At 72.0% G+C, this 24,175-nt stretch carries 22 protein-coding genes and 2 riboswitches; of the genes, 14 read left to right on the forward strand and 8 right to left on the reverse strand.

Translation table 11 applies throughout. The annotated features are described in order from the left end of the window. Positions 1–33: 33 nt before the first annotated feature. The 4 genes from ctaC to FHX73_RS21220 all read left to right on the forward strand — a co-directional run bounded on the left by ctaC (position 34) and on the right by FHX73_RS21220 (position 4,531). Positions 34–888, forward strand: coding sequence for an aa3-type cytochrome oxidase subunit II (ctaC, locus tag FHX73_RS21205; RefSeq protein ID WP_145906503.1), 855 nt, complete (start codon positions 34–36; stop codon positions 886–888). Next, the gene (gene ctaD, locus FHX73_RS21210; protein ID WP_145906504.1) at positions 885–2,660 is read left to right on the forward strand and encodes an aa3-type cytochrome oxidase subunit I; all 1,776 of its coding nucleotides are present in this window, start codon (positions 885–887) and stop codon (positions 2,658–2,660) included. Before ctaC ends, ctaD begins: the two co-directional genes overlap by 4 nt. After that, a complete protein-coding gene (locus FHX73_RS21215; RefSeq protein ID WP_145906505.1) occupies positions 2,660–3,076 on the forward strand; it encodes a cytochrome c oxidase subunit 4 in 417 nt (138 codons plus the stop codon). The genes ctaD and FHX73_RS21215 overlap by 1 nt, the downstream gene beginning before the upstream one ends. Before the next feature lie 174 nt (positions 3,077–3,250). Continuing rightward, positions 3,251–4,531, forward strand: coding sequence for a L,D-transpeptidase (locus tag FHX73_RS21220; RefSeq protein ID WP_246213627.1), 1,281 nt, complete (start codon positions 3,251–3,253; stop codon positions 4,529–4,531). Here FHX73_RS21220 and FHX73_RS21225 read toward each other — a convergent pair. The 5 genes from FHX73_RS21225 to ctaE form a co-directional block, all read right to left on the reverse strand. Continuing rightward, the gene (locus FHX73_RS21225; protein ID WP_145906507.1) at positions 4,528–4,905 is read right to left on the reverse strand and encodes a GntR family transcriptional regulator; all 378 of its coding nucleotides are present in this window, start codon (positions 4,903–4,905) and stop codon (positions 4,528–4,530) included. The two genes, FHX73_RS21220 and FHX73_RS21225, sit on opposite strands and share 4 nt — an antisense overlap. A 151-nt stretch (positions 4,906–5,056) precedes the next feature. Beyond that, positions 5,057–6,709: a cytochrome bc1 complex cytochrome b subunit gene (qcrB, locus tag FHX73_RS21230; RefSeq protein WP_145906508.1), complete on the reverse strand. Its 1,653-nt coding sequence runs from the start codon at positions 6,707–6,709 to the stop codon at positions 5,057–5,059. Continuing rightward, positions 6,706–7,800 carry a cytochrome bc1 complex Rieske iron-sulfur subunit gene (gene qcrA, locus FHX73_RS21235; RefSeq protein ID WP_145906509.1) on the reverse strand — a complete coding sequence of 365 codons (1,095 nt, stop codon included), beginning with the start codon at positions 7,798–7,800 and terminating at the stop codon, positions 6,706–6,708. Before qcrA ends, qcrB begins: the two co-directional genes overlap by 4 nt. Beyond that, positions 7,797–8,606, reverse strand: a complete 810-nt coding sequence (gene qcrC / locus FHX73_RS21240; RefSeq protein WP_145906510.1) for a cytochrome bc1 complex diheme cytochrome c subunit — start codon at positions 8,604–8,606, stop codon at positions 7,797–7,799. Before qcrC ends, qcrA begins: the two co-directional genes overlap by 4 nt. Positions 8,607–8,745: 139 nt before the next feature. Beyond that, the gene (gene ctaE, locus FHX73_RS21245) at positions 8,746–9,366 is read right to left on the reverse strand and encodes an aa3-type cytochrome oxidase subunit III (RefSeq protein ID WP_145906511.1); all 621 of its coding nucleotides are present in this window, start codon (positions 9,364–9,366) and stop codon (positions 8,746–8,748) included. 314 nt (positions 9,367–9,680) lie between these two features. Here ctaE and FHX73_RS21250 point away from each other — a divergent pair, with 314 nt between their 5' ends. The 3 genes from FHX73_RS21250 to FHX73_RS21260 all read left to right on the forward strand — a co-directional run bounded on the left by FHX73_RS21250 (position 9,681) and on the right by FHX73_RS21260 (position 12,998). Beyond that, a complete protein-coding gene (locus tag FHX73_RS21250) occupies positions 9,681–10,103 on the forward strand; it encodes a hypothetical protein (RefSeq protein ID WP_145906512.1) in 423 nt (140 codons plus the stop codon). Positions 10,104–10,260: 157 nt separating this feature from the next. Next, positions 10,261–11,334 (forward strand): anthranilate phosphoribosyltransferase, encoded by a 1,074-nt coding sequence (gene trpD, locus FHX73_RS21255; protein ID WP_145906513.1) that lies wholly within the window; start codon positions 10,261–10,263, stop codon positions 11,332–11,334. Between the two features lie 91 nt (positions 11,335–11,425). After that, a riboswitch (SAM riboswitch) is annotated at positions 11,426–11,543 on the forward strand. A 51-nt stretch (positions 11,544–11,594) separates the two neighbouring features. Further along, positions 11,595–12,998, forward strand: coding sequence for an aminotransferase class V-fold PLP-dependent enzyme (locus tag FHX73_RS21260; RefSeq protein ID WP_145906514.1), 1,404 nt, complete (start codon positions 11,595–11,597; stop codon positions 12,996–12,998). Between the two features lie 16 nt (positions 12,999–13,014). Here the strand turns inward: FHX73_RS21260 and FHX73_RS21265 are convergent, their stop codons facing one another. Both FHX73_RS21265 and FHX73_RS21270 read right to left on the reverse strand, forming a co-directional pair. Then, entirely contained in the window at positions 13,015–13,296 is a 282-nt protein-coding gene (locus tag FHX73_RS21265) for an Lrp/AsnC family transcriptional regulator (protein WP_145906515.1), read from the reverse strand. Beyond that, positions 13,293–14,102, reverse strand: a complete 810-nt coding sequence (locus FHX73_RS21270) for a rhomboid family intramembrane serine protease (RefSeq protein ID WP_145906516.1) — start codon at positions 14,100–14,102, stop codon at positions 13,293–13,295. Before FHX73_RS21270 ends, FHX73_RS21265 begins: the two co-directional genes overlap by 4 nt. 178 nt (positions 14,103–14,280) lie before the next feature. Between FHX73_RS21270 and FHX73_RS21275 the strand changes: the two genes are divergently transcribed. The 6 genes from FHX73_RS21275 to FHX73_RS21300 all read left to right on the forward strand — a co-directional run bounded on the left by FHX73_RS21275 (position 14,281) and on the right by FHX73_RS21300 (position 21,387). Next, positions 14,281–14,529, forward strand: coding sequence for a hypothetical protein (locus FHX73_RS21275; protein WP_145906517.1), 249 nt, complete (start codon positions 14,281–14,283; stop codon positions 14,527–14,529). Positions 14,530–14,643: 114 nt separating this feature from the next. Then, the gene (locus tag FHX73_RS21280; protein ID WP_145906518.1) at positions 14,644–16,074 is read left to right on the forward strand and encodes an NYN domain-containing protein; all 1,431 of its coding nucleotides are present in this window, start codon (positions 14,644–14,646) and stop codon (positions 16,072–16,074) included. Between the two features lie 186 nt (positions 16,075–16,260). Continuing rightward, positions 16,261–17,286 (forward strand): C40 family peptidase, encoded by a 1,026-nt coding sequence (locus FHX73_RS21285; RefSeq protein ID WP_145906519.1) that lies wholly within the window; start codon positions 16,261–16,263, stop codon positions 17,284–17,286. A 296-nt stretch (positions 17,287–17,582) separates the two neighbouring features. Further along, positions 17,583–17,730: riboswitch (cyclic di-AMP (ydaO/yuaA leader) on the forward strand. A 4-nt stretch (positions 17,731–17,734) separates the two neighbouring features. Further along, positions 17,735–18,859 (forward strand): C40 family peptidase, encoded by a 1,125-nt coding sequence (locus FHX73_RS21290; protein ID WP_145906520.1) that lies wholly within the window; start codon positions 17,735–17,737, stop codon positions 18,857–18,859. 237 nt (positions 18,860–19,096) lie between these two features. Further along, the gene (locus FHX73_RS21295) at positions 19,097–20,170 is read left to right on the forward strand and encodes a C40 family peptidase (protein WP_145906521.1); all 1,074 of its coding nucleotides are present in this window, start codon (positions 19,097–19,099) and stop codon (positions 20,168–20,170) included. Positions 20,171–20,247: 77 nt separating this feature from the next. After that, positions 20,248–21,387, forward strand: coding sequence for a hypothetical protein (locus FHX73_RS21300; RefSeq protein ID WP_145906522.1), 1,140 nt, complete (start codon positions 20,248–20,250; stop codon positions 21,385–21,387). Positions 21,388–21,406: 19 nt separating this feature from the next. Here FHX73_RS21300 and FHX73_RS21305 read toward each other — a convergent pair whose 3' ends face one another. Continuing rightward, positions 21,407–22,792: a glycosyltransferase 87 family protein gene (locus FHX73_RS21305; RefSeq protein WP_246213629.1), complete on the reverse strand. Its 1,386-nt coding sequence runs from the start codon at positions 22,790–22,792 to the stop codon at positions 21,407–21,409. 228 nt (positions 22,793–23,020) lie between these two features. Here FHX73_RS21305 and FHX73_RS21310 point away from each other — a divergent pair, with 228 nt between their 5' ends. Further along, the gene (locus FHX73_RS21310; protein WP_145906523.1) at positions 23,021–24,160 is read left to right on the forward strand and encodes a glycosyltransferase family 4 protein; all 1,140 of its coding nucleotides are present in this window, start codon (positions 23,021–23,023) and stop codon (positions 24,158–24,160) included. The last annotated feature ends 15 nt before the right edge of the window (positions 24,161–24,175 follow it).

Consider the following 24,175-nt stretch of genomic DNA (forward strand, 5'->3'; position numbering starts at 1 on the left):
CGCGCAGCGGGCGAGACTTCGGGAAGGCGCTACGTGAGTCCCAACGGCTCCGACCGCTCGCCGCGGCGCACGAAGCGGCGGAAGCTGCCTCAGGCGCTGGCACTGGGCCTCGTCATCGCGACCGCTACCGGCTGCTCGGCCAATGACCTGCCCAGGCTTGGCCTCCCCAGCCCTGTCACCAAGGACGGTCACCTCGTCCTCCAGATGTGGCAGGGGTCCTGGATCGCGGCGCTGGTGGTCGGCGTACTGATGTGGGGTCTGATCATCTGGAGCGTGATCTTCCACCGGCGCAGCCGCACCGGCATCGAGATCCCCACCCAGACCCGGTACAACATGCCCATCGAGGCGCTGTACACCGCGGTCCCCATCGTCATCGTCTCGGTCCTCTTCTACTTCGTCGCCCGCGACGAGGCGAAGCTGACGTCCGTCTCCGCGAAGCCGCAGCACTACGTCAACGTGGTGGGCTTCCAGTGGAGCTGGGCGTTCAACTACGAGAACACCGAGATTCCTGACCCCAACAGCCAGGTCGCCGCCTACGACGTGGGCACCCCCAAGGACATGCCGACCCTCTGGCTCCCCGTCAACGAGTCGGTGCAGTTCCGGCTGACCTCCCGTGACGTGATCCACGACTTCTGGCCCGTCAACTTCATGATGAAGATGGACGTCGTGCCGGGCGTGACGAACAAGTTCGAGGTCACCCCGACCGTGATCGGCACCTTCGACGGCAAGTGCGCGGAGCTCTGCGGCGTGGACCACTCCCGGATGCTCTTCAAGGTGAAGGTCGTTTCGCACGACGACTACGTGAAGCACCTGCAGGACCTGCGGGCCATGGGCCAGGCCGGCGCGGTGCCCTCGGGCATCACGAGCATGGGAAGTGAAGAGAAGTGACCATCCTCAACGAACCCGCCGCGGCCGGCGGGGCGCATGGGGGCACTGCCGCGGCCGGCGGATCCACGAAGCGGACCCGCACGCCCGGCGCCACCATCATCAAGTGGCTGACCACCACCGACCACAAGACGATCGGCACGATGTACCTCGGTACCTCGTTCGCGTTCTTCCTGATCGGTGGCATCCTCGCGCTGGTGATGCGCGCCGAGCTGGCTCGTCCGGGGACCCAGATCCTCTCGAACGAGCAGTTCAACCAGGCCTTCACCATGCACGGCACGATCATGCTGCTGATGTTCGCGACCCCGCTCTTCGCGGGCTTCGCGAACTGGATCATGCCGCTCCAGATCGGCGCCCCCGACGTCGCCTTCCCGCGACTGAACATGTTCGCCTACTGGCTCTACCTGTTCGGCTCGCTGATCGCGGTCGGCGGCTTCCTCACCCCGCAGGGTGCGGCCGACTTCGGTTGGTTCGCCTACTCGCCGCTCTCCGACGCGGTGCGTTCGCCGGGTGTCGGCGCCGACATGTGGATCATGGGTCTGGCCTTCTCCGGCTTCGGCACCATCCTCGGCGCGGTCAACTTCATCACCACGATCATCTGCATGCGCGCGCCCGGCATGACGATGTTCCGGATGTCGATCTTCGTCTGGAACGTCCTGCTGACCGCCGTGCTGGTGCTGCTGGCCTTCCCGGTGCTCGCCGCCGCGCTCTTCGCGCTGGAGGTGGACCGGAAGTTCGGGGCCCATATCTTCGACCCAACGAACGGTGGAGCCCTACTGTGGCAACACCTGTTCTGGTTCTTCGGTCACCCCGAGGTGTACATCATCGCGCTGCCGTTCTTCGGCATCGTCTCCGAGATCATCCCGGTCTTCAGTCGCAAGCCGATGTTCGGCTACTCCGGCCTGATCGCCGCGACGATCGGCATCGCCGGCCTCTCGGTGACGGTGTGGGCGCACCACATGTACGTCACCGGCCAGGTGCTGCTGCCGTTCTTCTCCTTCATGACCTTCCTGATCGCGGTCCCGACCGGTGTGAAGTTCTTCAACTGGGTCGGCACCATGTGGAAGGGCTCGCTCAGCTTCGAGACCCCGATGCTGTGGACCGTCGGCTTCCTGGTGACCTTCCTCTTCGGTGGTCTGACCGGTGTGCTGCTGGCCTCCCCGCCGATCGACTTCCACGTCTCGGACTCGTACTTCGTCGTCGCCCACTTCCACTACGTGGTGTTCGGCACCGTCGTCTTCGCGATGTTCGCCGGCTTCCACTTCTGGTGGCCGAAGATGACCGGCAAGATGCTGGACGAGCGGCTCGGCAAGATCACCTTCTGGACGCTGTTCATCGGCTTCCACAGCACCTTCCTGGTGCAGCACTGGCTCGGCGCCGAGGGCATGCCCCGCCGCTACGCCGACTACCTGGCCTCGGACGGCTTCACCACGCTGAACACCGTCTCGACCATCGGCTCGTTCCTGCTCGGCCTGTCGATCCTGCCGTTCCTCTACAACGTCTGGAAGACCGCCAAGTACGGCGAGAAGGTCGACGTCGACGACCCGTGGGGCTACGGCCGTTCGCTGGAGTGGGCGACCTCCTGCCCGCCGCCGCGGCACAACTTCCTCACCCTGCCGCGGATCCGGTCGGAATCCCCGGCCTTCGACCTGCACCACCCGGACATCGCGCAGCTCGACTACCTTGAGTACCACGGCCACCCGGCCAAGCACCTTGAGGGCGTCATCCCGGCTGAGTACGACCACGGCAAGAAGGAGAAGGGGGGCAACGCCTGATGAAGGAACAGGGCAAGATCTTCGCGGGTCTCTCCGTCTTCGTCCTGATCATGGCCATCACCTACGGTCTGTGGACGACGCACTCGTCGCACGGGATCGAGGCGGCCGGCACCACGGCGCTGTTCCTGGCCTTCGGCCTGTGCGCGTTCATCGCCTTCTACCTGGGCTTCACGGCCCGTCGGGTGGACCAGGGCGCGGGCGACAACCCCGAGGCCGAGGTCTCGGACGACGCCGGTGAGATGGGCTTCTTCGCCCCGCACAGCTGGCAGCCGCTCTCCCTGGCGATCGGTGGTGCGCTCGCCTTCTCCAGCATCATCTTCGGCTGGTGGCTGATGTTCTGGGCCGCTCCGATCATCGCGGTCGGCCTGTACGGCTGGGTCTTCGAGTTCTACCGCGGCGAGAACCAGAACCAGTAGGTTCCGGCGCTCGACCGACCGGGCGGGACCCCTCTTCGGAGGGGTCCCGCCCCTTTTGTTGGGCCGTTCCGGTGGCGCCTTCACCCGGCCGGGCGCAGTGGCGTGCGTGGGCCCGGTCCAGGTGCGGAGATGTTCCTACGATCTGATGCATCGTCCGAACCTCAGGAGGATCCGGTGACCGTCAGATGGGCAGGAGACCGGGGGAGCGCACGGGCCCGGGGCCGCCGCGGGGCGGCCTGGCTGGCCGTCACACCGCTGCTGGCGGCACCGCTGGCGGCCTGTTCCGACGGCGGTGGCTCGGCGCCGCGCGCGATCGACGCGGGACGGGCGGTGCGCACCTCGGCGACCGCCGACGCCGACCCGGGGAAGCCGTTCACGGTGACCGCCCAGGCCGGCGACCGGCTCACCGACGTGACGCTCAGCGGCCCGGACGGCCGCCAGGTGGCCGGCGTGCTGGACCCGGACGGCCACAGCTGGCACAGCACCGGGCCGCTGGCCCCGGGCACCCACTACACCGCCCGGATCGCCGCCGCCGACACGCACGGCGGCCGCGGCGAGACCAGCACCGACCTGACGACCGAGCAGGCCGCCCGGACGCTGGCCGTGACGCTGGGCCCCGACCTCGGCAAGGACACCTACGGGGTGGGCGAGCCGCTCACCGCGCAGCTCTCCGAGGCGGTCACCGACCCGGCCGCCCGGCAGCGGGTGGAGCAGGAGCTCTCGGTGGTCTCCACGCCCGCGGTGACCGGCGCCTGGTACTGGGTGGACGGCAAGGACCTGCACTTCCGGCCGCAGGACTACTGGCCGGCCGGGACCAAGGTGCGGCTCAGCTGGGACGGCCAGGGCACCGCGATCGACACCGCCGGGCTCTACGGCGGACCGGCCTCCACCGTCTCGTTCAGCACCGGCGACCGGGTCGAGGCGATCGTGGACGCGTCCAGCGACCAGATGACCTTCAAGCGCAACGGCGAGGTGGTCAGCACCATGCCGGTGACCACCGGCAAGCCCGGCTTCGACACCCGCAACGGCATCAAGGTGGTGCTGGGCCAGGAGCGTTCGGTGCAGATGAAGAGCGAGACCATCGGCATCGCGCAGGGCAGCAGCGAGTCCTACGACCTCAAGGTCGAGTGGGCCACCCGGGTGACCTGGAGCGGCGAGTACGTGCACGCGGCGCCCTGGTCGGTGGGCTCGCAGGGCGTGGAGAACGTCAGCCACGGCTGCACCGGGATGAGCACCGACAACGCCAAGTGGTTCTACGAGCAGACCCGGGTGGGCGACATCGTCCAGGTGGTGAACAGCCACGGGCACCAGATGGAGCCGTTCGGCAACGGCTTCGGGGACTGGAACGTGTCCTGGAGCGACTGGCTCAAGGGCAGTGCGCTGGGGCACCCGGTCAGCACCGGGGCACCGCAGCCGGCCGCCCAGGCGGCCGCCACGCTGCGGCCGCAGACCTAGCGACCCGCCGACCCGTAGACGAGGTCCAGCGCGCCGGTGACGGCCGCCTGGGCCTCGTCGCGGGTCAGGCCCAGGCGCTGCACCCGGCCGGCGAACTCGGTGGCCGCACCGGCCGCGAGCCGGTGCGCGGTGTCGCCCACCGCGGCCACCAGGGTGCCGCGCCGCCCGTGCGTCTCCACCACGCCGTCGGCCTCCAGCTCGCGGTAGGCCCGGGCCACCGTGTTGGCGGCCAGGCCGAGCTGCTCGGCCAGGGCCCGCACCGTCGGCAGCTTCAGCCCGGCGGGCAGCGCGCCCGCCCTGGCCTGCTCGGCGATCTGCGAGCGCAGCTGCTCGTACGGGGGAGTGGGCCCGGCGTGGTCGATGCTCAGTTGCACTTGCTGCGGCTCCTTGTGCGGGGCTGACGGGGCGTCACCATATTGTGCACCCGTGCGCGCCGGCCCCGGCGGGTGACGGGTGGATATGCCAAGGGCCCCTGCCCGGCGGATGCCGGGCAGGGGCCCTCAGGTGGCTGACTGCAGGTGGGGATCAGTGGTGGCCGTGGCCGCTGGTGATCTCCTTGAACTCCTCGGCGGTCGCCTTGGGGATCTGGTTCCCCTCGCCGAAGTACCCCTCGGAGAGCTTGGCCCGGGTCTTGGCGACCACGCCGGCCTTGCGGGCGACGCCGTTCTCGTCCACCTCGGCGGGCAGCTCGACCGGCTCGTACTGCTCGTGGTTGGTGAGCTTGTGCAGCGCGGTCGGGTCGAGCTGGGCGTGCACCTCGACGAACTCACCGTGCGGCAGCCGCTTGATGACACCGGTCTCGCGGCCGTGCAGCACCTTCTCCTTGTCACGGCGCTGCAGGCCGAGGCACCAGCGCTTGGTCACGAAGAAGACGATCACCGGGACGATGAACGAACCGGCCCGCACGAAGTACGTGATGTCGTTCAGCGACAGGTGGAAGTGGGTCGCGATCAGGTCGTTGCCACCGCCGGAGAGCAGCACCAGGTACAGGCTGATCCAGGCGGCACCGAGGGCGGTGCGGACCGGGGCGTTGCGCGGGCGGTCCAGGATGTGGTGCTCGCGCTTGTCGCCGGTGATCCAGCTCTCGATGAACGGGTAGACCGCGATGGCCACCAGGACCAGCGGGAAGAGCATCAGCGGGATGAACACGCCCAGGTTCAGCGTGTGGCCCCAGGCCCGGACCTCCCAGCCCGGCATGACGCGGATCAGACCCTCGGCGAAGCCCATGTACCAGTCGGGCTGGGCGTCGGTGGAGACCTGGTCCGGACGGTACGGGCCGTAGGCCCAGACCGGGTTGACCGAGGCGATCGCGGACATCGCCGCGATGATGCCGAAGACCAGGAAGAAGAAGCCACCGGCCTTGGCCATGTAGACCGGCATCAGCGGCATGCCGACGACGTTCTTCTCGGTCCGGCCCGGGCCCGCCCACTGGGTGTGCTTGTGGTAGAAGACCAGGATCAGGTGCGCCACCAGCAGGCCGAGCATGATGCCCGGGATCAGCAGCACGTGGATGGTGAAGAACCGCGGCACGATGTCGGTGCCGGGGAACTCCCCGCCGAACAGGAAGAACGAGATGTAGGTGCCCACCAGCGGGACGGCCAGGATCGCGCCCTCCATGAACCGGATGCCGGTGCCGGAGAGCAGGTCGTCGGGGAGCGAGTACCCGAGGAAGCCGTCGAAGAAGCCCAGGAAGAGCAGCAGGAAGCCGAAGATCCAGTTGATCTCGCGGGGCTTGCGGAACGCGCCGGTGAAGAAGACGCGCATCATGTGCACGAACATCGCGGCGACGAAGACGATGGCGGCCCAGTGGTGGATCTGACGGATCAGCAGACCGCCGCGGACCTCGAAGCTGATGTTCAGCGTCGAGGCGTAGGCCTCCGACATGTGGATGCCGTTGAGCGGGGCGTAGGAGCCGTTGTAGACGACCTCGCCCATGCTGGGCTTGAAGAAGAGCGTCAGGTAGACGCCCGTCAGGATGATGATGATGAAGGTGTAGAGGCAGATCTCACCGAGCATGAAGGACCAGTGGTCCGGGAAGATCTTCCGCAGGTTGGACTTGGCCAGGGAGTAGATCCCGAGCCGGCCGTCCAGGTAGTCCGCGGCGGCCTCGGCCTTGTTCGCGGGCTTGGCGCGAGTGCTGGCCGGAGCGGCCTGCTTGGCGCTGGAGGAGGAACTCATGCGCTGCGCTCCCAGAAGCTCGGGCCGACGGGCTTGGCGAAGTCCTGGGTGGCGATCAGGTAGCCCGACGGATCGGTGGTGATCTTCAGCTGCGGCAGCGGGTGGCCGGCCGGGCCGAAGATGACGCGGGCGCCGTCCGACAGGTCGAAGGTCGACTGGTGGCACGGGCAGAGGGCGTGGTGGGTCTGCTGCTCGTACAGCGAGATCGGGCAACCGACGTGGGTGCAGATCTTGGAGTAGGCGAGCACGCCCTCGAAGCCCAGGCCCTTGGACTTGTCGTCCTTGATGTCGTCCGGCTGGATGCGGATCAGCATCAGCGCGTCCTTGGCGATGGCCTGCTGGAAGTCCTCGTCGGTCTCCTGCAGACCGCCCGGGCGGGAGGCCGACGGGCCGGGCTTGGCGAACGTCAGCGAACCGATGCCGATGTCCTCGGCCTTCATCGGCTCGTTGGTGTTCATGTTGATCAGGCGGATGGGGGCGTCCGGGGTCGCCTCCTTCCAGCCGGTGCTGTCCAGGCTCTTCTCCGGCAGCGGACCGAGGTCGCGCAGCAGCATCACGCCGGAGAGCGGGACCAGCGCCATCGAGCCGATCAGGGTGTTGCGGATCATCTTGCGGCGGCCGAAGCCGGACTCGCCGGCACCGGTCTTGAACTGCTGGATGACGTCCGCGCGGGTCTCGTCGTCGGCCTCGATCGCGTGGCGCTCGGCCGGCAGCTCGACGTCCGACATCAGGGTGCGGGCCCAGTGCACGGCGCCGGCGCCGATGCAGAAGAGCGCGACGCCGAGGGTCATGCCCAGCGCGAAGTTCAGCGCGCTGATGTGGCCCAGCGGGAAGATGTAGACGATCTTCGACTTGTCGATCGCCACGTAGGAGGCGATGAAGCCCACGGTGGCGAGCATCGACACGACGAACATCAGGGACACCTGACGCTCGGCACGCTTGGCGGCCCGCTCGTCGATGTCGGTCCGGCGCGGCTCGTGGGCCGGCAGGCCCGGGTCCGCGAACGGGTTCTCGGCGACGGCGGCCTCGCCGTGGCCGTGGACGGCGTCGTGCGCCGTCGGCAGGTTGTCGTCTGACATGTCGTGGCTCATGACTTCTTGGCCTTGGTGGTGTGGGCTGCGACCCAGATCGCGACGGCGATCAGGACGCCGAGGCCGAAGATCCAGCCGAACAGACCCTCGGTGACCGGACCGAGGCTGCCGAGCGACAGGCCACCGGGGTTGGGCGCCTCGTTCGCCTGGTAGCGCACGAAGGCCACGATCTGCTGCTTCTGCTGCTCCGGCATGGTGCTGTCCGGGAAGGACGGCATGTTCTGCGGGCCGGTCTGCATGGCCTCGTAGATGTACTTCGGGTCGACGTTCTCCAGCGACGGGGCGAACTTGCCCTGCGTCAGAGCACCACCGGCACCGGCGAAGTTGTGGCACTGAGAGCAGTTGGTCCGGAACAGGTCGCCACCCTTGGAGATGGCGTCCGTCTCGGTGGAGGTGTACTGGTCCTTGGTCGGCGTCGCCGGGCCGGGGCCGAGCGAAGCGACGAAGGCGGCCAGCTGGTCGATCTCGGACTGGTTGTAGATGGTCTTCTTGCGCGGGACCTGGGCGCCGGGCTGCTGCGCGGGCATGCGACCGGTACCGACCTGGAAGTCGACGGCGGCGGAGCCCACACCGACCAGGCTCGGGCCCATGCTGCTGCCCTGGCCGTTCAGTCCGTGGCAGGAGGAGCAGCCGACGGCGAAGAGCCGCTTGCCCTCGTCGATCGCGAGCGACTGCGCGGAGCTGTCGGCCTGCGCCTGCTCGGTGGGCGCGAACGCGGCGTACAGCCCCCCGGAGGCCACGAGGGCGAAGAGTAGGACGACGAGCGCTGCCAGTGGGTGGCGCCGTCGTGCGGAGAGCTTTTTCACGGAATACCCCGGTGTCAGGATCTGGTCGTCTGGAGGTGCCCGGTGTCGGTGTCGGCACCGGCAGGGGGCAGGGGCACGGGCAAAGGACCCGGCGCCGTGGGGCGGTCGGGTCCGGCCGGCGAGCCAGCGACCTGATCGGCTACTTGATCAGGTAGATGGTCGCGAACAGGCCGATCCAGACCACGTCGACGAAGTGCCAGTAGTACGACACGACGATCGCCGCGGTGGCCTGCTCATGCGTGAACCGCTTGGCGGCGTAGGTCCGCCCCAGCACCAGCAGGAAGGCGATCAGACCGCCCGTCACGTGGAGCCCGTGGAAGCCGGTGGTCAGGTAGAACACCGAGCCGTACGGGTCGGAGGACAACGAGAGGTGGTCCTTCTTCACCAGCGAGGTGTACTCGTAGATCTGACCGCCGATGAAGGTTGCGCCCATCACGAAGGTCACCGCGAACCACGACCGGAGCTTCTTCACGTCACCGCGCTCGGCGGCGAAGACGCCGAGCTGACAGGTGAGCGAGGAGAGCACCAGGATCGTGGTGTTCACGGAGGAGAAGGGGACGTTGAGGGCATGCGCCTTCTCGGCCCAGAAGTCTGGTCCCTTCACGGAACGCGCCGTGAAGTACATCGCGAAGAGGGCCGCGAAGAACATCAGCTCGGAACTCAACCAGACGATGGTTCCGACACTGGTCATGTTCGGTCGGTTGACCGATCCATGCGCGTGCCCGGTTTCTGTTGCTGTTGCTGTCGCCACGACCGACATTATGTCGGTCCCTTATTCCGTCTTCACGCCGGGGGGTCTTCCTCGGAGTGTCCGGTGCGTGCGGTATGCCCGGATGGCTGCACCAGGGGGTTTACCACTCCCGGGCCCCTCCGGACAGCCCGTCAGCACGGGCGGCTGACGTTCCCTCGCCCAGTCGGGTGACGGTGGCTCAGTTCCGCGGACGGGGCCGGATCGCGACTGTGCGCGCCGATCTCGTGCCGGACGCTCACCGGGACGGGTGATCGGGGAGTAGCATCCGGAGGTGGTGGACGTGGTCTGGATCACATTCGTCTGACACATGGGAGCAGGTCCTGATGACGCACAGCAGCGACGAGGCGCTCACCGTCCTCGTCTACAGCGACGACCGCAACACCCGGGCGCAGGTGCTCGCGGCCCTCGGCCGGCGCCCGGCGGCCGACCTGCCCGAGGTCGAGTACCAGGAGTGCGCGACCACTCCCGCGGTCCTGCGGGCACTTGAGAAGGGCGGGGTGGACCTCTGCGTCTTCGACGGCGAGGCGGTTCCGGCCGGCGGCCTCGGCCTGGCCCGGCAGGTGAAGGACGAGATCTACGGCTGCCCGCCGGTGCTGGTGCTGATCGGGCGCCCGCAGGACAGCTGGTTGGCCGCCTGGAGCCGGGCCGACGCGGCGATCTCCCAGCCGGTGGACCCGGTGGCGCTGGCCGAGGCGGTGGCCACCCTGTTGCGGGCCCGGCTCGGCGCCAGGTCACTGGCCCGCTGAGCCGGCCTGCGGTCCGGCCCGGCGGACGGTCGGCCGGGGCCGGCGCCCCGGCCGTCTCAGCAGGAGAGAAGGGCCGCCGTCCACGCGACGGCGGCCCTTCCGCGCTCGCTAGGCTGACCGCGTCCCTCCCGACAACGGCGCACCTGGAGAACCGGTCATGGCGAACGTGAACCCTGCGAACGGCGGCGACGACCCCGTGCAGGTGAGCCGCACCTGGCCGGACGTGCTGAGCAGCCTGCTGGCCGGCACCGACCTGGACCGCGCCGACACCGCCTGGGCGATGGACCGGATCATGAGCGGCGAGGCCAGCCCGGTGCAGGTGGCCGGCTTCATGGTGGCGCTGCGGGCCAAGGGCGAGACCGTGGACGAGGTCAGCGGCCTGGTCGAGGCGATGTACGCGCACGCCCGCCCGCTGGAGATCCCCGGGCCGGCCGTGGACATCGTCGGCACCGGCGGCGACCGGGCCAAGACCGTCAACATCTCCACCATGTCGGCGATCGTCGCCGCGGCGGCCGGCGCCAAGGTGGTCAAGCACGGCAACCGGGCCGCCTCCTCGGCCAGCGGCTCCTCGGACGTGCTGGAGAAGCTGGGCGTGCGGCTGGACCTGACGCCCCGTCGGGTCGCCGAGGTGGCCGAGGAGGTCGGGCTGACCTTCTGCTTCGCCGCCACCTTCCACCCCGCGATGCGGCACACCGCCGCCGCCCGGCGCGACCTCGGGGTGCCGACCGCCTTCAACATCCTCGGCCCGCTGACCAACCCGGCCCGGGTGACGGCGCACGCGGTCGGCTGCTTCGACACCCGGCTGGCCGGCCTGATCGCCGGGGTGCTCGCCGAACGCGGCTCCACCGCGCTGGTCTTCCGCGGCGACGACGGGCTGGACGAGCTGACCGTCTGCACCACCTCGCGGGTCTGGCTGGTCCGCGACGGCCGGGTCACCGAGACCGTGCTCGACCCGCGCGAGCTGGGCATCGAACTGGTCGCGATCGAGGCGCTGCGCGGTGCGGACGCCGAGTACAACGCGGCGGTGGCCCGCCGGGTGCTGGCCGGCGAGCGCGGGCCGGTGCGGGACGCGGTGGTGCTCAACTCCGCTGCCGCGCTGGTCGCGTTGGACCTCACCGCGGCGCCGCTGACCGAGCAGCTGGCGGCCGCCATGAAGCGCACCGAGGAGGCCCTGGACTCCGGCGCCGCCGCCGCGCTGCTGGACCGCTGGTCGGCGGCCACCGCGCGGTAGCACCCGCGCAGTCGCCCGCCATCCGGTCGGTGGTCCGGATGGCGGACGGCGGATTGACCACTCCTCGGTCGGCTGCTTAGAGTCTGCGCCAGGTCATGAGTGACAGCGCGACAAGCCCCAGCTTGCTGTCCGGCAACCCTCCGTCCGTGGCGGGGTGCCCTGGGTGAAGACCGGGCCGAGCGGCGAGGTGCCGCCGGCAAGCGCGGACCACCGGACTTTTCGCACCCCCGGGGTCCCTGACCCAGGAGGAGTGCATCCCGATGTCGTCCACCAACGCCGCTGCCGCCACCACCGTCACTGCTGCTCCCGCCGCCTTCGCCGAGCCGCTCGCCGTGCTGGGCTCCGAGGTCGAGGTCCCGCTGGTCTCCGGCGAGAAGGTCGGCTACGCCGCCCTCGACTACGCGGCCAGCGCCCCCGCGCTGCGCCGGGTCTGGGACGACGTCGCCGCCTACGCCCCGTACTACGGCAGCGTGCACCGCGGCGCCGGCTACCTCTCCCAGCTCTCCACCGAGCTGTACGAGCAGAGCCGGCAGGCCGTCGCCGACTTCCTCGACCTGCGCGAGGGCGACCAGGTGGTCTTCACCCGGGCCACCACCGACTCGCTCAACCTGCTGGCCGGCGCGGTGCCCGCCGGCACCCGGGTGTTCGCCTTCGAGACCGAGCACCACGCCTCCCTGCTGCCGTGGCAGCAGGCCGGACTGGCCGTCACCTACCTGCGGGCGCCGCGCTCGCACGCCGAGGCGGTGGCCGCGCTGGACGCCGCGCTGGCCGCCGACCCGGCCGGGCCGGACGCGCCCCGGCTGCTCTGCGTCACCGGCGCCTCCAACGTGACCGGCGAGCTCTGGCCGATCGCCGAGCTCACCGGGACCGCGCACCGGCACGGCGCCCGGGTGGTCGTGGACGCCGCCCAGCTGGCCCCGCACCACCGGGTCTCGGTGCGCGAACTGGACGTGGACTGGATCGCCTTCTCCGGCCACAAGCTCTACGCGCCCTTCGGCGCGGGCGTGTTGGCCGGCCGGGCCGACTGGCTGGACGCGGCCGAGCCCTACCTGGCCGGCGGCGGCGCCTCCCGCACCGTGGCCCGGCAGGCGGACGGTTCGGTGGCGGTGGAGTGGCACCGGGGCCCGGCCCGGCACGAGGCCGGCTCGCCCAACGTGATCGGCGCCTACGCGATCGCCTCCGCCTGCCGGGCGCTCACCGAGGCCGGCCTGGACGCGCTGCGCGAGCGCGAGGAACTGCTGATCGAGCGGCTCACCGAGGGCCTGGCCGCCGTGCCCGAGGTGCGGGTGCTCAGCCTGTTCGGCGCCGACGCCGCCCGGGTCGGCGTGCTCTCCTTCGTGGTGCGGGGCTGGAACAGCTCGCACTTCTCGGCGGCGCTCTCCGCCGAGTACGGCATCGGCGTGCGGGACGGGCTGTTCTGCGCGCACCCGCTGGTGCGCACGCTGCTCGGTTCCGAGGACACCGCCCCGTCCGAGTGCGGCGCGCCGGAGCCCTCGCTGCCGGGGGAGCGCAGCCTGAACGCGATCCGGGTCAGCTTCGGCGCCGGCACGCCGCTGGAGCACGTGGACCGGTTCCTGGCCGCGGTGCGCGAGCTGGTCACCGACGGGGCGCGCTGGAACTACCGCAACGAGGGCGGCCGTTGCGTGGCGGACACCCGCCGCTGAGCGGGGCCGGGCCCGGTCAGCCGTCCAGGCCGATCGAGAACGCCGCCTCCAGGTCGTGCTGGGAGTAGGTGCGGAAGGAGATGTGGGTCTCCGTCGAGGTGACGCCGGGGACCTTGTTGAGCCGGGCCGGGATCACCTCGGCCAGGTCGTCGTGATGGCGCACCCGGACCATCGCGATCAGGTCGTACCCGCCGGTGACCGAGTACACCTCGCTCACGCCGTCGATCGCGGCGATGGCCTCGGCGATCTCGGGGATCCGGTCGACGCTGGTCTTGACGAGCACGATGGCAGTGATCACGAGGAGGCTCCTGGATTGGGGACGGGATCAGGGTATCCGGCCCGCCTGGCACCCACCCAGAGGGCCAGGAAGCCGCCGGCGAAGCCGATCACGTGGGCCAGGTAGGCGACCCCGGGCCCGGCCTGCGGGGCCTGCGGCCGCATGGCCGGCGCCGACCACCACTGCACCGCGAACCAGAGCCCCAGCACCAGCCAGGCCGGGAACCGCAGCGGCAGGAAGAGCAGCACCGGCACCAGCGCGGTGACCCGGGCCCGCGGGTAGAGCCGCAGGTACCCGCCGAGCACCCCGGCGATCGCGCCCGAGGCGCCGACCAGCGGGCGCAGCGCGGCCGGCCCGGCGTGCGCGGTCAGCGCGTACCCGTAGACCGCCAGCAGGCCGGCCGCCAGGTAGAAGAGGAGGAACCGGGCGCGGCCGAGCCGCTGCTCCACCGCCGGGCCGAAGACCTGGAGGAAGAGCATGTTGCCCAGCAGGTGCAGCCAGCCGCCGTGCACGAAGAGCGCGGTGAGGGCCGAGAGCCACGGGCGCTTGCCGGGCGTGGCGAGCAGCGGGCAGCCGGGCAGCGGCGGCGCCGCGCCGGCCAGCCGATCGGCCGTCAGCGGACGGTCGGTCAGCAGCTCGGCCGGCACCGCGCCCCAGCGCTGCTGGTAGCGCTGGGCGGCGCAGGCCCGGTCGGCCGGCCGGCTGCCGTAGGCCGGGTCCAGCCCGCTCGGCCCGGCCAGGAAGACCAGGCAGTTGACCGCGATCAGCAGGTAGGTCACCAGCGGTGCGGGGCTGCGCAGCACCTGGCGGAACGGGCTCACGGACATGCGGCGATGCATTCCGCGCGGCGGTCGCGGCGACACCGGCCGGTCCGCCGGGCGGGTGAGGTGTCCAGCAGGTGGACATCTCACGGTTCGGCGCCCGGGGGCGGATAAGCAGCCCATAAGGTGGGGGCCTGGCCGGCACCAGGGCCGGACCAGGAGCCGCCGAGAGGACCCGATTCCCATGACCGCCGTCCCCCTGCCCACGGCCGAGACCCGCTGGCGCTGCACGCTCTGCGGGAACCTGACCCGGTTCGACGTGACCCGGTCCTCGCGGGCCGTCGAGTTCATCCACCTGGACCTGGCCGGCGAGCCCAAGGTGGAGGAGCGCGAGGTGCTCAGCGAGACCGTCGAGTCGGTGCGCTGCCGCTGGTGCAACGCGGTCGACCAGGTCGAGCTGGTGTCCCGCCCGGGAGCGGGCGAAGAGGGCTGACCCGGACCGCCGCGGAGCGAGGGGTTCCGTACGTGGTGTCCGCCCAGGTGCCGCGCACGAGACAATTGTTCCGAGCGGTGTGTCAGCAGACCAGGGATCGGAGCCGAGGACGCGATGGAAGCAGCGAGTCAGGCCGCCGAGCCCGGAGTCGATGAAGCGGTCGACGACGTGGCCGACCACGCGGTCCGCGAAGCGGCGGCCGCGGCGTCCGGCGAGCCCGACGGGCAGCCGGCCGCCGAGCAGTTGGACCGGCCGCTGCCCGAGGGCGTCCGGCGCCGGGTGATCGGCCTGGCCGCCGACGCGCTCGGCGGCCTGCCGCTCGGCGACCTGCCCGCCACCCTGCGCCCGTACGCCAAGTTCACCCCCGTCCGCCGGGCCCGCTACGCCGGCACCGCGCTGGCCGCCGCGCTGGAGGCCGACCCGGTCTTCCGCTCCCGGATAGCGGACCGGCTGCGGGCCGGCCAGCCCGACCTGGTCGGCGCGCTGGAGGCCGGCCAGGTGCCCGGCGCGGCGGAGCCGCTGGACGTGGCCGCCGCCGCCTACCTGCTGCGCAGCAAGGGCTGGACCCGGCTGGTGGCGGAGGCCGGCGAGGAGGCCGAGCGCTCCGAGGTGGCGGACGCCGCCGCCGAGTCGGCCCGGCTGGTGGAGAAGCTCCAGGAGGAGCTGGCCGCCACCCGGGCCGCCGCCCGCGGCGACCTGGAGCGCCAGCGGGCCGAGGGCGAGCACGCCCGGCGGGAGTTGGAGTCGCTGCGCAAGAAGGTGCGCAGCCTGGAGGCGGACACCAAGCGGGCCCAGGCGCAGAGCCGCAAGCTGCAGGGCGAGCTGGACGCGGCCCGGGCCGCGGGGGCGGCCGAGAAGGCGGCGGCGGAGGCCGAGGGCCGGCGGCTGCGGCACCGGGTGACCGAGCTGGAGGGCGCGCTGGAGTCCGGGCGCCGCTCGGCCCGGGAGGGGCGCAGCGTGGCCGACATGCGGCTGCGGCTGCTGCTGGACACCGTGCTGCAGTCGGCCCAGGGCCTGCAGCGCGAGCTGGCCCTGCCGGTCACCCAGCTGCACCCGGCCGACCTGGTGGACGCGGTGGAGCCCGGCTCGGCCTCGCCGCACGACGTGGCCCGGCGCGGCCTGGCCGAGGACGACCCGGCGCTGCTGGACCAGCTGCTGGCGATCCCTCAGGTGCACCTGGTGGTGGACGGCTACAACGTCACCAAGACCGGCTACCCGACGCTGCCGCTGGAGCAGCAGCGGCTGCGGCTGCTCGGCGGGCTGGCGATGCTGGCGCAGCGCACCCAGGCGGAGGTGACCTGCGTCTTCGACGGGCAGGACCTGGACGTGCCGGTGATCATGGCGCCGCCGCGCGGGGTGCGGGTGCGGTTCAGCCGGACCGGGCAGACCGCCGACGAGCTGATCCGCCAGCTGGTCCGGGCCGAGCCGCAGGGCCGCCCGGTGGTGGTGGTCTCGGCCGACCGCGAGGTGGCCGACGGAGTGCGCAAGGCCGGGGCGCGCCCGGTCGCCTCGACCCTGCTGCTCAACCGGCTGGCCCGCAGCTGACGGACGGTCGGGCCGGTGCGCCACCCGTGGTGCGGTGAAGGGACGGTGAAATCCGTTCCACCGAAGGGTGTGCGTCCACCGGAGGGAGTGGCGTAGCGATGTGATGTTCAGTAGGGTCCGGCGTCAAACCTATTTTTCCGGTCACTCATCCGATCGGGTGAGACCGGCAGAAGAAGGAGCGCTCCCTTGGCGTCCCACCGCCGTCCGAAGCAGCCGAGCCGTGCACGGGTCGCCGTGCTCACCGCCGCTGCGGCCACCGCGGTCGCCATCTCGTCGCAGACCGGCGCCTGGGCCGACCCCAAGCCCTCGCTCGACGACGTCAAGGCGCAGGTCGACGGCCTCAACCAGCAGGCCGAGGCGGCCTCGGAGCAGTACGACGGCGCCAAGGAGCGCGGCGACCAGCTCCGCCAGCAGGCCTCCCAGCTGCAGGACGAGGTGGCCCGCACCCAGCAGCAGGTGACGGACCTGCAGACCGGGCTCGGCTCGGTGGCCGCGGACCAGTACCGCAACGGCGGCATCGACCCCTCGGTGCAGCTGATGCTGAACTCCAACCCGCAGACCTACCTCGACGAGACCTCCAGCATGCAGGTCGCCACCGACACCGAGACCGACGCGCTCAAGTCGCTCACCGGTGAGCAGCGCAAGCTGGACCAGGAGAAGAAGGAAGCCGCGGACACCCTGGCCGAGCTGGACCGCTCGACCCAGGAGCTGAACCAGGCCAAGCAGGACGTGCAGACCAAGCTGGCCGCCGCGCAGAAGCTGCTCAACTCGCTGAGCGCCGCCGACCGGGCCCAGCTGGCCGCCCAGGACCGTGCCTCGCGCAGCGACGTGCGCCCGCCGCTCAACCTGCCGCCGGCCGCCGGCTACGCGGGCAACGCGGTGGCCGCCGCGCTCTCCCGGCTCGGCGACAGCTACGTCTGGGGCGCCACCGGCTCCACCACCTTCGACTGCTCGGGCCTGATGCAGTGGTCCTACTCGCAGGCCGGCGTCTCGCTGCCGCGCACCTCGCAGGAGCAGGCCACCGTCGGCACCGCGGTGCCGAGCCTGGCCCAGGCCCAGCCGGGCGACCTGGTGATCTACGGCGCCGACGCGCACCACGTGGGCATGTACATCGGCAACGGCCAGGTGGTGCACGCCCCGCACACCGGTGACGTGGTGCGGATCGCCCAGGCCACCTCGATCGGCCCGATCAACACCATCCGCCGGGTCTGACCCGCCGTCGCCGCCGCTGGCCGGTCCCGCCGCTGAGGGCCGGTCAGCTCGTCCGGCGCCCCGCCGTGTGAACCGCGCCACCCGTGCGTGGACGACCTGATCACCCGTCGGTGAGGGTCATATCACGCACGGTCAAAGTTGGACCTTTCTTCCGACAAAGATTTGAACAGATCACGGATCTGTCACTAGGGTCGGCACTCGGACCACCGCGATGGCGCTCACCCGACCCGGGTGGCAGTGGGGGTCACCGCCGAGTCTGGAAGGCAGCACGGACAGTTGACTGTCCGGGGGGAACCCCTGCGGGGGCGCTGCGGACCGGAGCCGGGGAACCACGTTCCTCCGGGGTGAATCGGCGCCAGGTCGGCCGTCAGGCCGTGAGGCGTCGTAGGGCAACTTCCAGCCCGAACCCGTCAGCTCACCCGGTAGGCGGTCTAGGGAAGAAGGATTCGTGGCGTCCCATCGTCGTCCCAAGCCCGTCGGCCGTACCCGCGCGTCGATCCTGACCGCCGCTGCCGCGACCGCCGTCGCCCTCTCCACCCAGACCAGCGCGCACGCCGACCCGGCGCCCACCCTGGACCAGGTGAAGACCCAGGTCGACGACCTGAACCAGAAGGCCGAGGCGGCCGACCAGGCCTACGTCGGCGCGCAGGAGAAGCAGCAGACGCTGCAGCAGCAGGCGAGCCAGCTGCAGGACCAGGTGGCCCGGCAGCAGGACCAGGTGACGAACCTGCAGAACGGCCTGGCCGGCATGGCCGCCGACCAGTACGCGAACGGCGGGATATCCCCGACCGTCCAGCTGATGCTCAACTCGCACCCGGACACCTTCCTGAACCAGGTCGGCTCCATCAACGAGCTGAACAGCACGCAGAGCGCCACCCTCAAGGACCTCCAGCAGGAACAGCGCAAGCTGGACCAGGACAAGACGGAGACCACCGCCAAGCTGGCCGAGCTGGACGCCACCACCACCCAGCTGAAGGCCACCAAGGACGACGCGCAGGCCAAGCTGAAGGCCGCTCAGGACCTGCTGAACTCGCTGACCGAGCAGCAGCGCCAGGCGATCGCCGCCCAGGAGGCGCAGGCCGCCGCCAAGGCCCAGGCCGCCGCCCAGCAGGCCGCCGCGCAGGCCCAGAGCGCCGCCTCGCAGCAGCAGGCCGCCTCCCGGGGCAGCGGGCGCACCGACCTCGGCTCGACCGGCACGCCGTCCACGATCTCCGCGGGCAACTCGCACGCCGCCGCCGCGATCGCCGCCGCCGTCTCCAAGCTCGGCTCGCCGTACGTCTACGGCGCCACCGGCCCGAGCACCTTCGACTGCTCCGGCCTGATGCAGTGGGCCTACGCGCAGGCCGGCGTCTCGCTGCCGCGCACCTCGCAGGAGCAGGCCTCGGCCGGCACCAACATCGGCACCGACATCTCCAAGGCCCAGCCCGGTGACCTGATCATCTTCTTCGCCGACGAGTCGCACGTCGGCATGTACGTCGGCGGCGGGCAGATCATCCACGCCCCGCACACCGGCGCGGTGGTCCGCTACGAGTCCGCCACGGTGATGCAGATCGCGGCCATCGTGCGCCCCTGACGCACCACCCGACGCACCGTCGCGCAGCGCCCGACGCACCGTCGCGCAGCGCCCGACGCATCGTCAAGGAACGGCCCGGCCCCCGACTGGGGAGCCGGGCCGTTCCCGTTCTGATGTCCGATTAGGGGTCAAATATTCGTATCGGTAGGGGTTTGGACTCGTCCGTCCCGACTCGCTAACGTCGGCGCTGACCGACCGCTCTTGGTCGGTCCAGCAGCCGATTGGAGCCGTCAGCCGATGGCGATGCCGCAACGCCCGGTACTCCCGGGCCGTACCTCCCAGCAGGGCCCCAGGCGGCTCGCCCGGGTGCTGGCGGTCACCGCCGCCGCGACCACCGCGCTGGCGATAACGGCCGGCACCCCGGCCCAGGCGGCGCCCGGCGGCCGACCCGACAAGAACGAGGTCAAGGCCCAGGTCGACCAGCTCTACACGGAGGCCGAGCAGGCCGGCGAGCGCTCCACCGCCGCCGAGGAGGACGCCAAGCGGCTGCAGACCGAGGCCACCTCGCTGCAGGGCGAGGTGGCCCGGCAGCAGGACGCGCTGAACACCATGCGCACCGGCCTGTCCGGCCTGGCCGCCGCCCAGTACCGGGCCGGCGGGATGGACCCCGCGGTCCAGCTGATGCTCTCCAGCGACCCCGACGGCTACCTGGCCCGGGCCCGCACCCTGGCCCAGCTCGGCGAGGAGCGGGCCGACTCGCTGCGGGCCGTCCAGCAGCAGCAGCGCCGGTTGGACCAGCGGCGGGCCGAGGCCACCGGCAAGCTGGCCGAGCTGGAGGCGGTGCGCACCGCGCTGGCCCGGAGCAAACAGGAGGTGCAAGCCAAACTCCGCGCCGCCCAGGCGCTGCTGAACACCCTGACCGCCGCCGAGCAGGCCCAGCTGGCCGCCCAGGACGCCCGGGAGGCCGAGCAGCGGGCCACCCGCGGCACCGACCGGGTCGACCTGGGCAGCCTGCCGCCCTCCTCGGACCGGGCCGCCGTCGCGGTGGCCGCCGCGCTGAGCAGGCTCGGCTCGCCGTACGTGTACGGAGCCACCGGACCCGGTACCTTCGACTGCTCCGGTCTGATGTACTGGAGCTGGCGGCAGGCGGGAGTGACCCTGCCGCGCACCTCGCAGGCGCAGGCGTTCGGGGGGCAGCGGATCAGCCTGGCGCAGGCTCGACCGGGAGACCTGGTGATCTTCTTCAACGACATGCACCACGTCGGCATGTACCTCGGCGGGGGCACGGTCATCCACGCCCCCTACCCGGGCGCCCGGGTGCGCTACGAGAGCGTCGCGGCGATGCCGGTCGCGGCGGTGGTGCGGCCCTGAGCGCGGACCCCCACGGCTGGGAGCGCTGGGCGGGGCTTCCCGTTGACGGACACCCCGGTACGGCGAGCCGCACCGGGGTGTCCCGGCGCACCGCCCTGCTCCTGGTGGCCGGGGCGCTGACCCAGCTCTCGCTGCCGCTCGCCACCGCCCCCGCGCCCACCGCCGGACCGGACGGCACCGGACCCACCGCCGACCGGCCGGCCGACGCGCTGGCCCGGCACGCCCAGGCGCTGCGCGACGGCCCGCTGGCCGCCCTGGAACTGGCCGAGCTGGCCTACCGCCCGCTCGGCCAGGACGCCACCGGACTCACCGCCGAGCTGAGCTACCGGCTGCGCGGCTACGACGACCACCCCGCACTGCTGCGCCGCCGGCTCACCCTGGCCGGCGGGGCGGTCACCGGCGAGACGGCCGCCCCGGGCAGCGCCGCCGCGCCCTGGGACCTCGGCCCGGTGCGGCCCGTCCGGGGCGTGCACTGCCTGGTGCTCGGACCGGCCGACCCGGCCGACGTGGCCGCGCTGGCCGCGGTCGGCGACCGCGCGGTGCCCGCCGTCGACGAGGTCTGGGGGAGCGCCTGGGCCGACCGGCTGGTGCTCCAGCTGCCCGCCACCGAGCCGCAGTTCGCCCAGCTGCTGGGCGTCGACCCGGGCGCCTACCAGGGCATAGCCGCCGTCACCAGCGCCGCGGCCGGGGCACCGGTGAACACCCCGGCGGACCGGGTGATGGTCAACCCGGACGCCTTCCGGCAGCTCAGCGCGATGGGCAAGCAGGTGGTGATCACCCACGAGAGCACCCACGTGGCGACCCGGGCGGACACCCACCCGTGGACCCCGCTCTGGCTCTCCGAGGGCGCGGCGGACTGGACCGGCTACCGGGGCACCGGCCGCACCGCCCGGCAGATCGCGCCGGAACTGGCCCAGGACGTGGCGGCCGGCAAGCTGCCCACCGCGCTGCCCGCCGACGCCGACTTCGCGGCCGGCTCGGACGGGATCGCCCAGGCCTACGAACTCGCCTGGCTGGCCTGCGACCTGATCGCCCAGCAGCACGGGCAGCAGGCGCTGGTGGACTTCTACCGGGCGGTCGGCGCGGCCGGCGCCGGGGCCGGCCGGGACCAGCAGCTGGACCGGGTGCTGCAGCGGCAGTTCGGCTACGGCCTGGCCCGGTTCACCGCCGACTGGATCGCCGAGGTGCGCAGCCGGTTGGAACCCACCGGGGCCTGAGCCCCGGGCGGGCACCCCGTCAGTCGTCCAGCAGGCTCTGCTCGTAGGCGATGCCCGGGCGGACCGGGTAGGACTGCGGCTCGGCGGCCGCCAGCACCTCGGTGTCCTCGGCCGGTTCGGGGCGCGGGCCCTGGGTGGACTGCCAGAGGCGGCGGCAGGACAGGATCGTGGTGGCCACCAGCAGCAGGTTGCGGGCCGTCAGGATGCCGACGCCGACCGGCTGGCTGGACGTCACGTCCGCGAAGAACATCGGGAACTCGCCGGTGGTCAGCGCGGTGCAGACCAGCACCATGATCGCGACCGGCTTCTGGTTGCTGCCGCGCACGGTCAGGCAGACCGCGGCCAGGCCGACCAGCCAGATCATGTACTGCGGGCTGATCACCCGGCTGGTCACGGTGAAGACCAGCAGCGCGGCCAGCGCGGCGTCGTAGAGCGTGCCGGGCTGCCAGCGGCGGGCCCGCACCCGCCAGTAGAGCAGCCAGCCGAAGCCGAGCAGGGTGGCGGCCATCGAGACCTTGGAGATCACCGTGACCCAGGGCCCGAGCAGCTCGACCGAGCCGTAGTTCATCGAGACCTGGCCGTGCCAGACCCCGAACATCCGGGCGAAGTGCAGCGGCAGTGCGCCCACCGACTCCACCTCGATGCCGCGGTCGGCCTGGAAGGTGAGGAACTGGAAGGCGCCGTTCATGCCGGCGGCGATCAGGAAGGAGAGGGTGGCCACGGCGGCGGCCGCCGCCGTCCAGGACCGCCGGGTGCGGCGGCCGCGCGGGGTGCCGGCCAGCGCCAGGATCGGCCAGATCTTCACCAGCCCGCCGATGCCCAGCAGCACGCCGCCGAGCACCGGTCGGCGCAGCAGCACCAGCAGGCCGGTCACCGCGATCGCGGTGACCAGGATGTCGTAGCGGCAGTAGACCGTCGGGCCGAGCAGCGAGACGCCGGCGATCCAGACCCAGGCGCCGGCCAGCGAGCGGCCGCGGCGCAGGCCGGAGCGGACCAGCATGGCCATCGCGATCCCGTCGAAGAGCATCGCGAAGACCCAGAACGAGACCAGGTAGGACCACGGCAGCAGGCCCGGCAGCAGCATCACCAGGGCGGCGCCCGGCGGGTACTGCCAGGTCACGTCGTCCATCGGGAAGGTGCCGGTCTGCAGCACCTCGTACCAGCCGTGGTAGATCACCGAGACGTCGGTGGTCACGTCCAGGCCGCCGAGCTTGATGATGCCGGCGGTGATCAGGATCAGCAGGGTCCGGGTCACCACCCAGCTGGAGAGCACGCCCCAGAGCGCGCCCCGGCCCGGCACCGCGGCCGAGACGGCGGTCGCCCCGGGCGGTGGGGGAGCGGCCAGGGCGAGTGCGCCGCTGCCTTCGCTGCCGGTCCGGCTCTCCGGACCGTCCTGCGCCACCACCACTGAGCTCCCTCGTTGTCTCGCCGCACGTGCCTACCGGCCACCCCGCGGGCAGCGGTCGTACGCCCGTCCGTCGATAAGGACAGGCCCGGCGGAGAAACGGTTGCGCCCTGCTCATCCGTTCCCAGAGCTGGCGCGGTCGTTCCCGCCGAGACGGCATGGTGACCTATGGTACGGATCGGCGGGGGGAGAACCATGCACCCCCCTGACCGTGCGAGGCGTGGCCGTATGCCGAAGACCCTCATCGTCACCAACGACTTTCCCCCGCGCCCGGGCGGGATCCAGCGCTTCGTCCACAGCATGGCCCTGCGGCAGCCCGCCGACGAGATCGTGGTGTACGCCTCGTCCTGGCGGGACGGGGAGGAGACCGCGCGGTTCGACGCGGAGCAGCCCTTTCGGGTGATCCGCGACCCGGCCACCATGTTGCTGCCGAACCCGCGCACGGCCCGCCGGGCGGCGCGGATCCTGCGGGACGAGCGGTGCGAGGCGGTCTGGTTCGGCGCGGCCGCCCCGCTCGGCCTGCTGGCCCCCGCGCTGCGCCGGGCCGGTGCCCGGCGGCTGGTCGGCATGACCCACGGCCACGAGGCGGCCTGGGCCCAGCTGCCCGGCTCCCGGCAGATGCTGCGCAAGGTGGGCGAGGCGACCGACGCGCTCACCTACCTGGGCGAGTACACCCGGACCCGGATCGCCGGCGCGCTCGGCCCCGGCCCGGCCACCCGGATGGTGCACCTGCCGCCCGGGGTGGACGAGCGGGTCTTCCACCCCGGCTCGGGCGGTGCGGCGGTGCGCGAGCGGCTCGGGCTCACCGACCGTCCGGTGGTGGTGTGCGTCTCCCGGCTGGTCCCGCGCAAGGGGCAGGACACGCTGATCGCCGCACTGCCGCGGGTCCTCGCGGCCGAGCCGGACGCGGTGCTGCTGATCGTCGGCGGCGGGCCCTACCTGCCCGCGCTGCGGCGCCTCGCCGAGCGGCTCAAGGTGGCCTCCTCGGTGGTGTTCACCGGCGAGGTGCCGTGGTCCGAGCTGCCGGCCCACTACGGGGCCGGGGACGTCTTCGCGATGCCCTGCCGGACCAGGCGGGGCGGCCTGGACGTGGAGGGGCTGGGGATGGTCTACCTGGAGGCCTCGGCCACCGGGCTGCCGGTGCTGGCCGGGGACTCCGGCGGGGCGCCGGACGCGGTGCGCGAGGGCGAGACCGGGTACGTGGTGCCCGGGCGCTCGCCGGAGCGGGTGGCCGAGCGGCTGGTGCGGCTGCTCGGCGACCGGGCGCTGCGGGAGCGGCTCGGGGCGGCCGGGCGGGCCTGGGTGGAGGCCGAGTGGCGCTGGGAGCTGCTGGCGGCCCGGCTGCGCGGGCTGCTGCGGACGGACTGATCCGGACGGACTGGG

The organism is Kitasatospora viridis, from assembly GCF_007829815.1.
In the GTDB taxonomy this organism is placed as follows: domain Bacteria; phylum Actinomycetota; class Actinomycetes; order Streptomycetales; family Streptomycetaceae; genus Kitasatospora; species Kitasatospora viridis.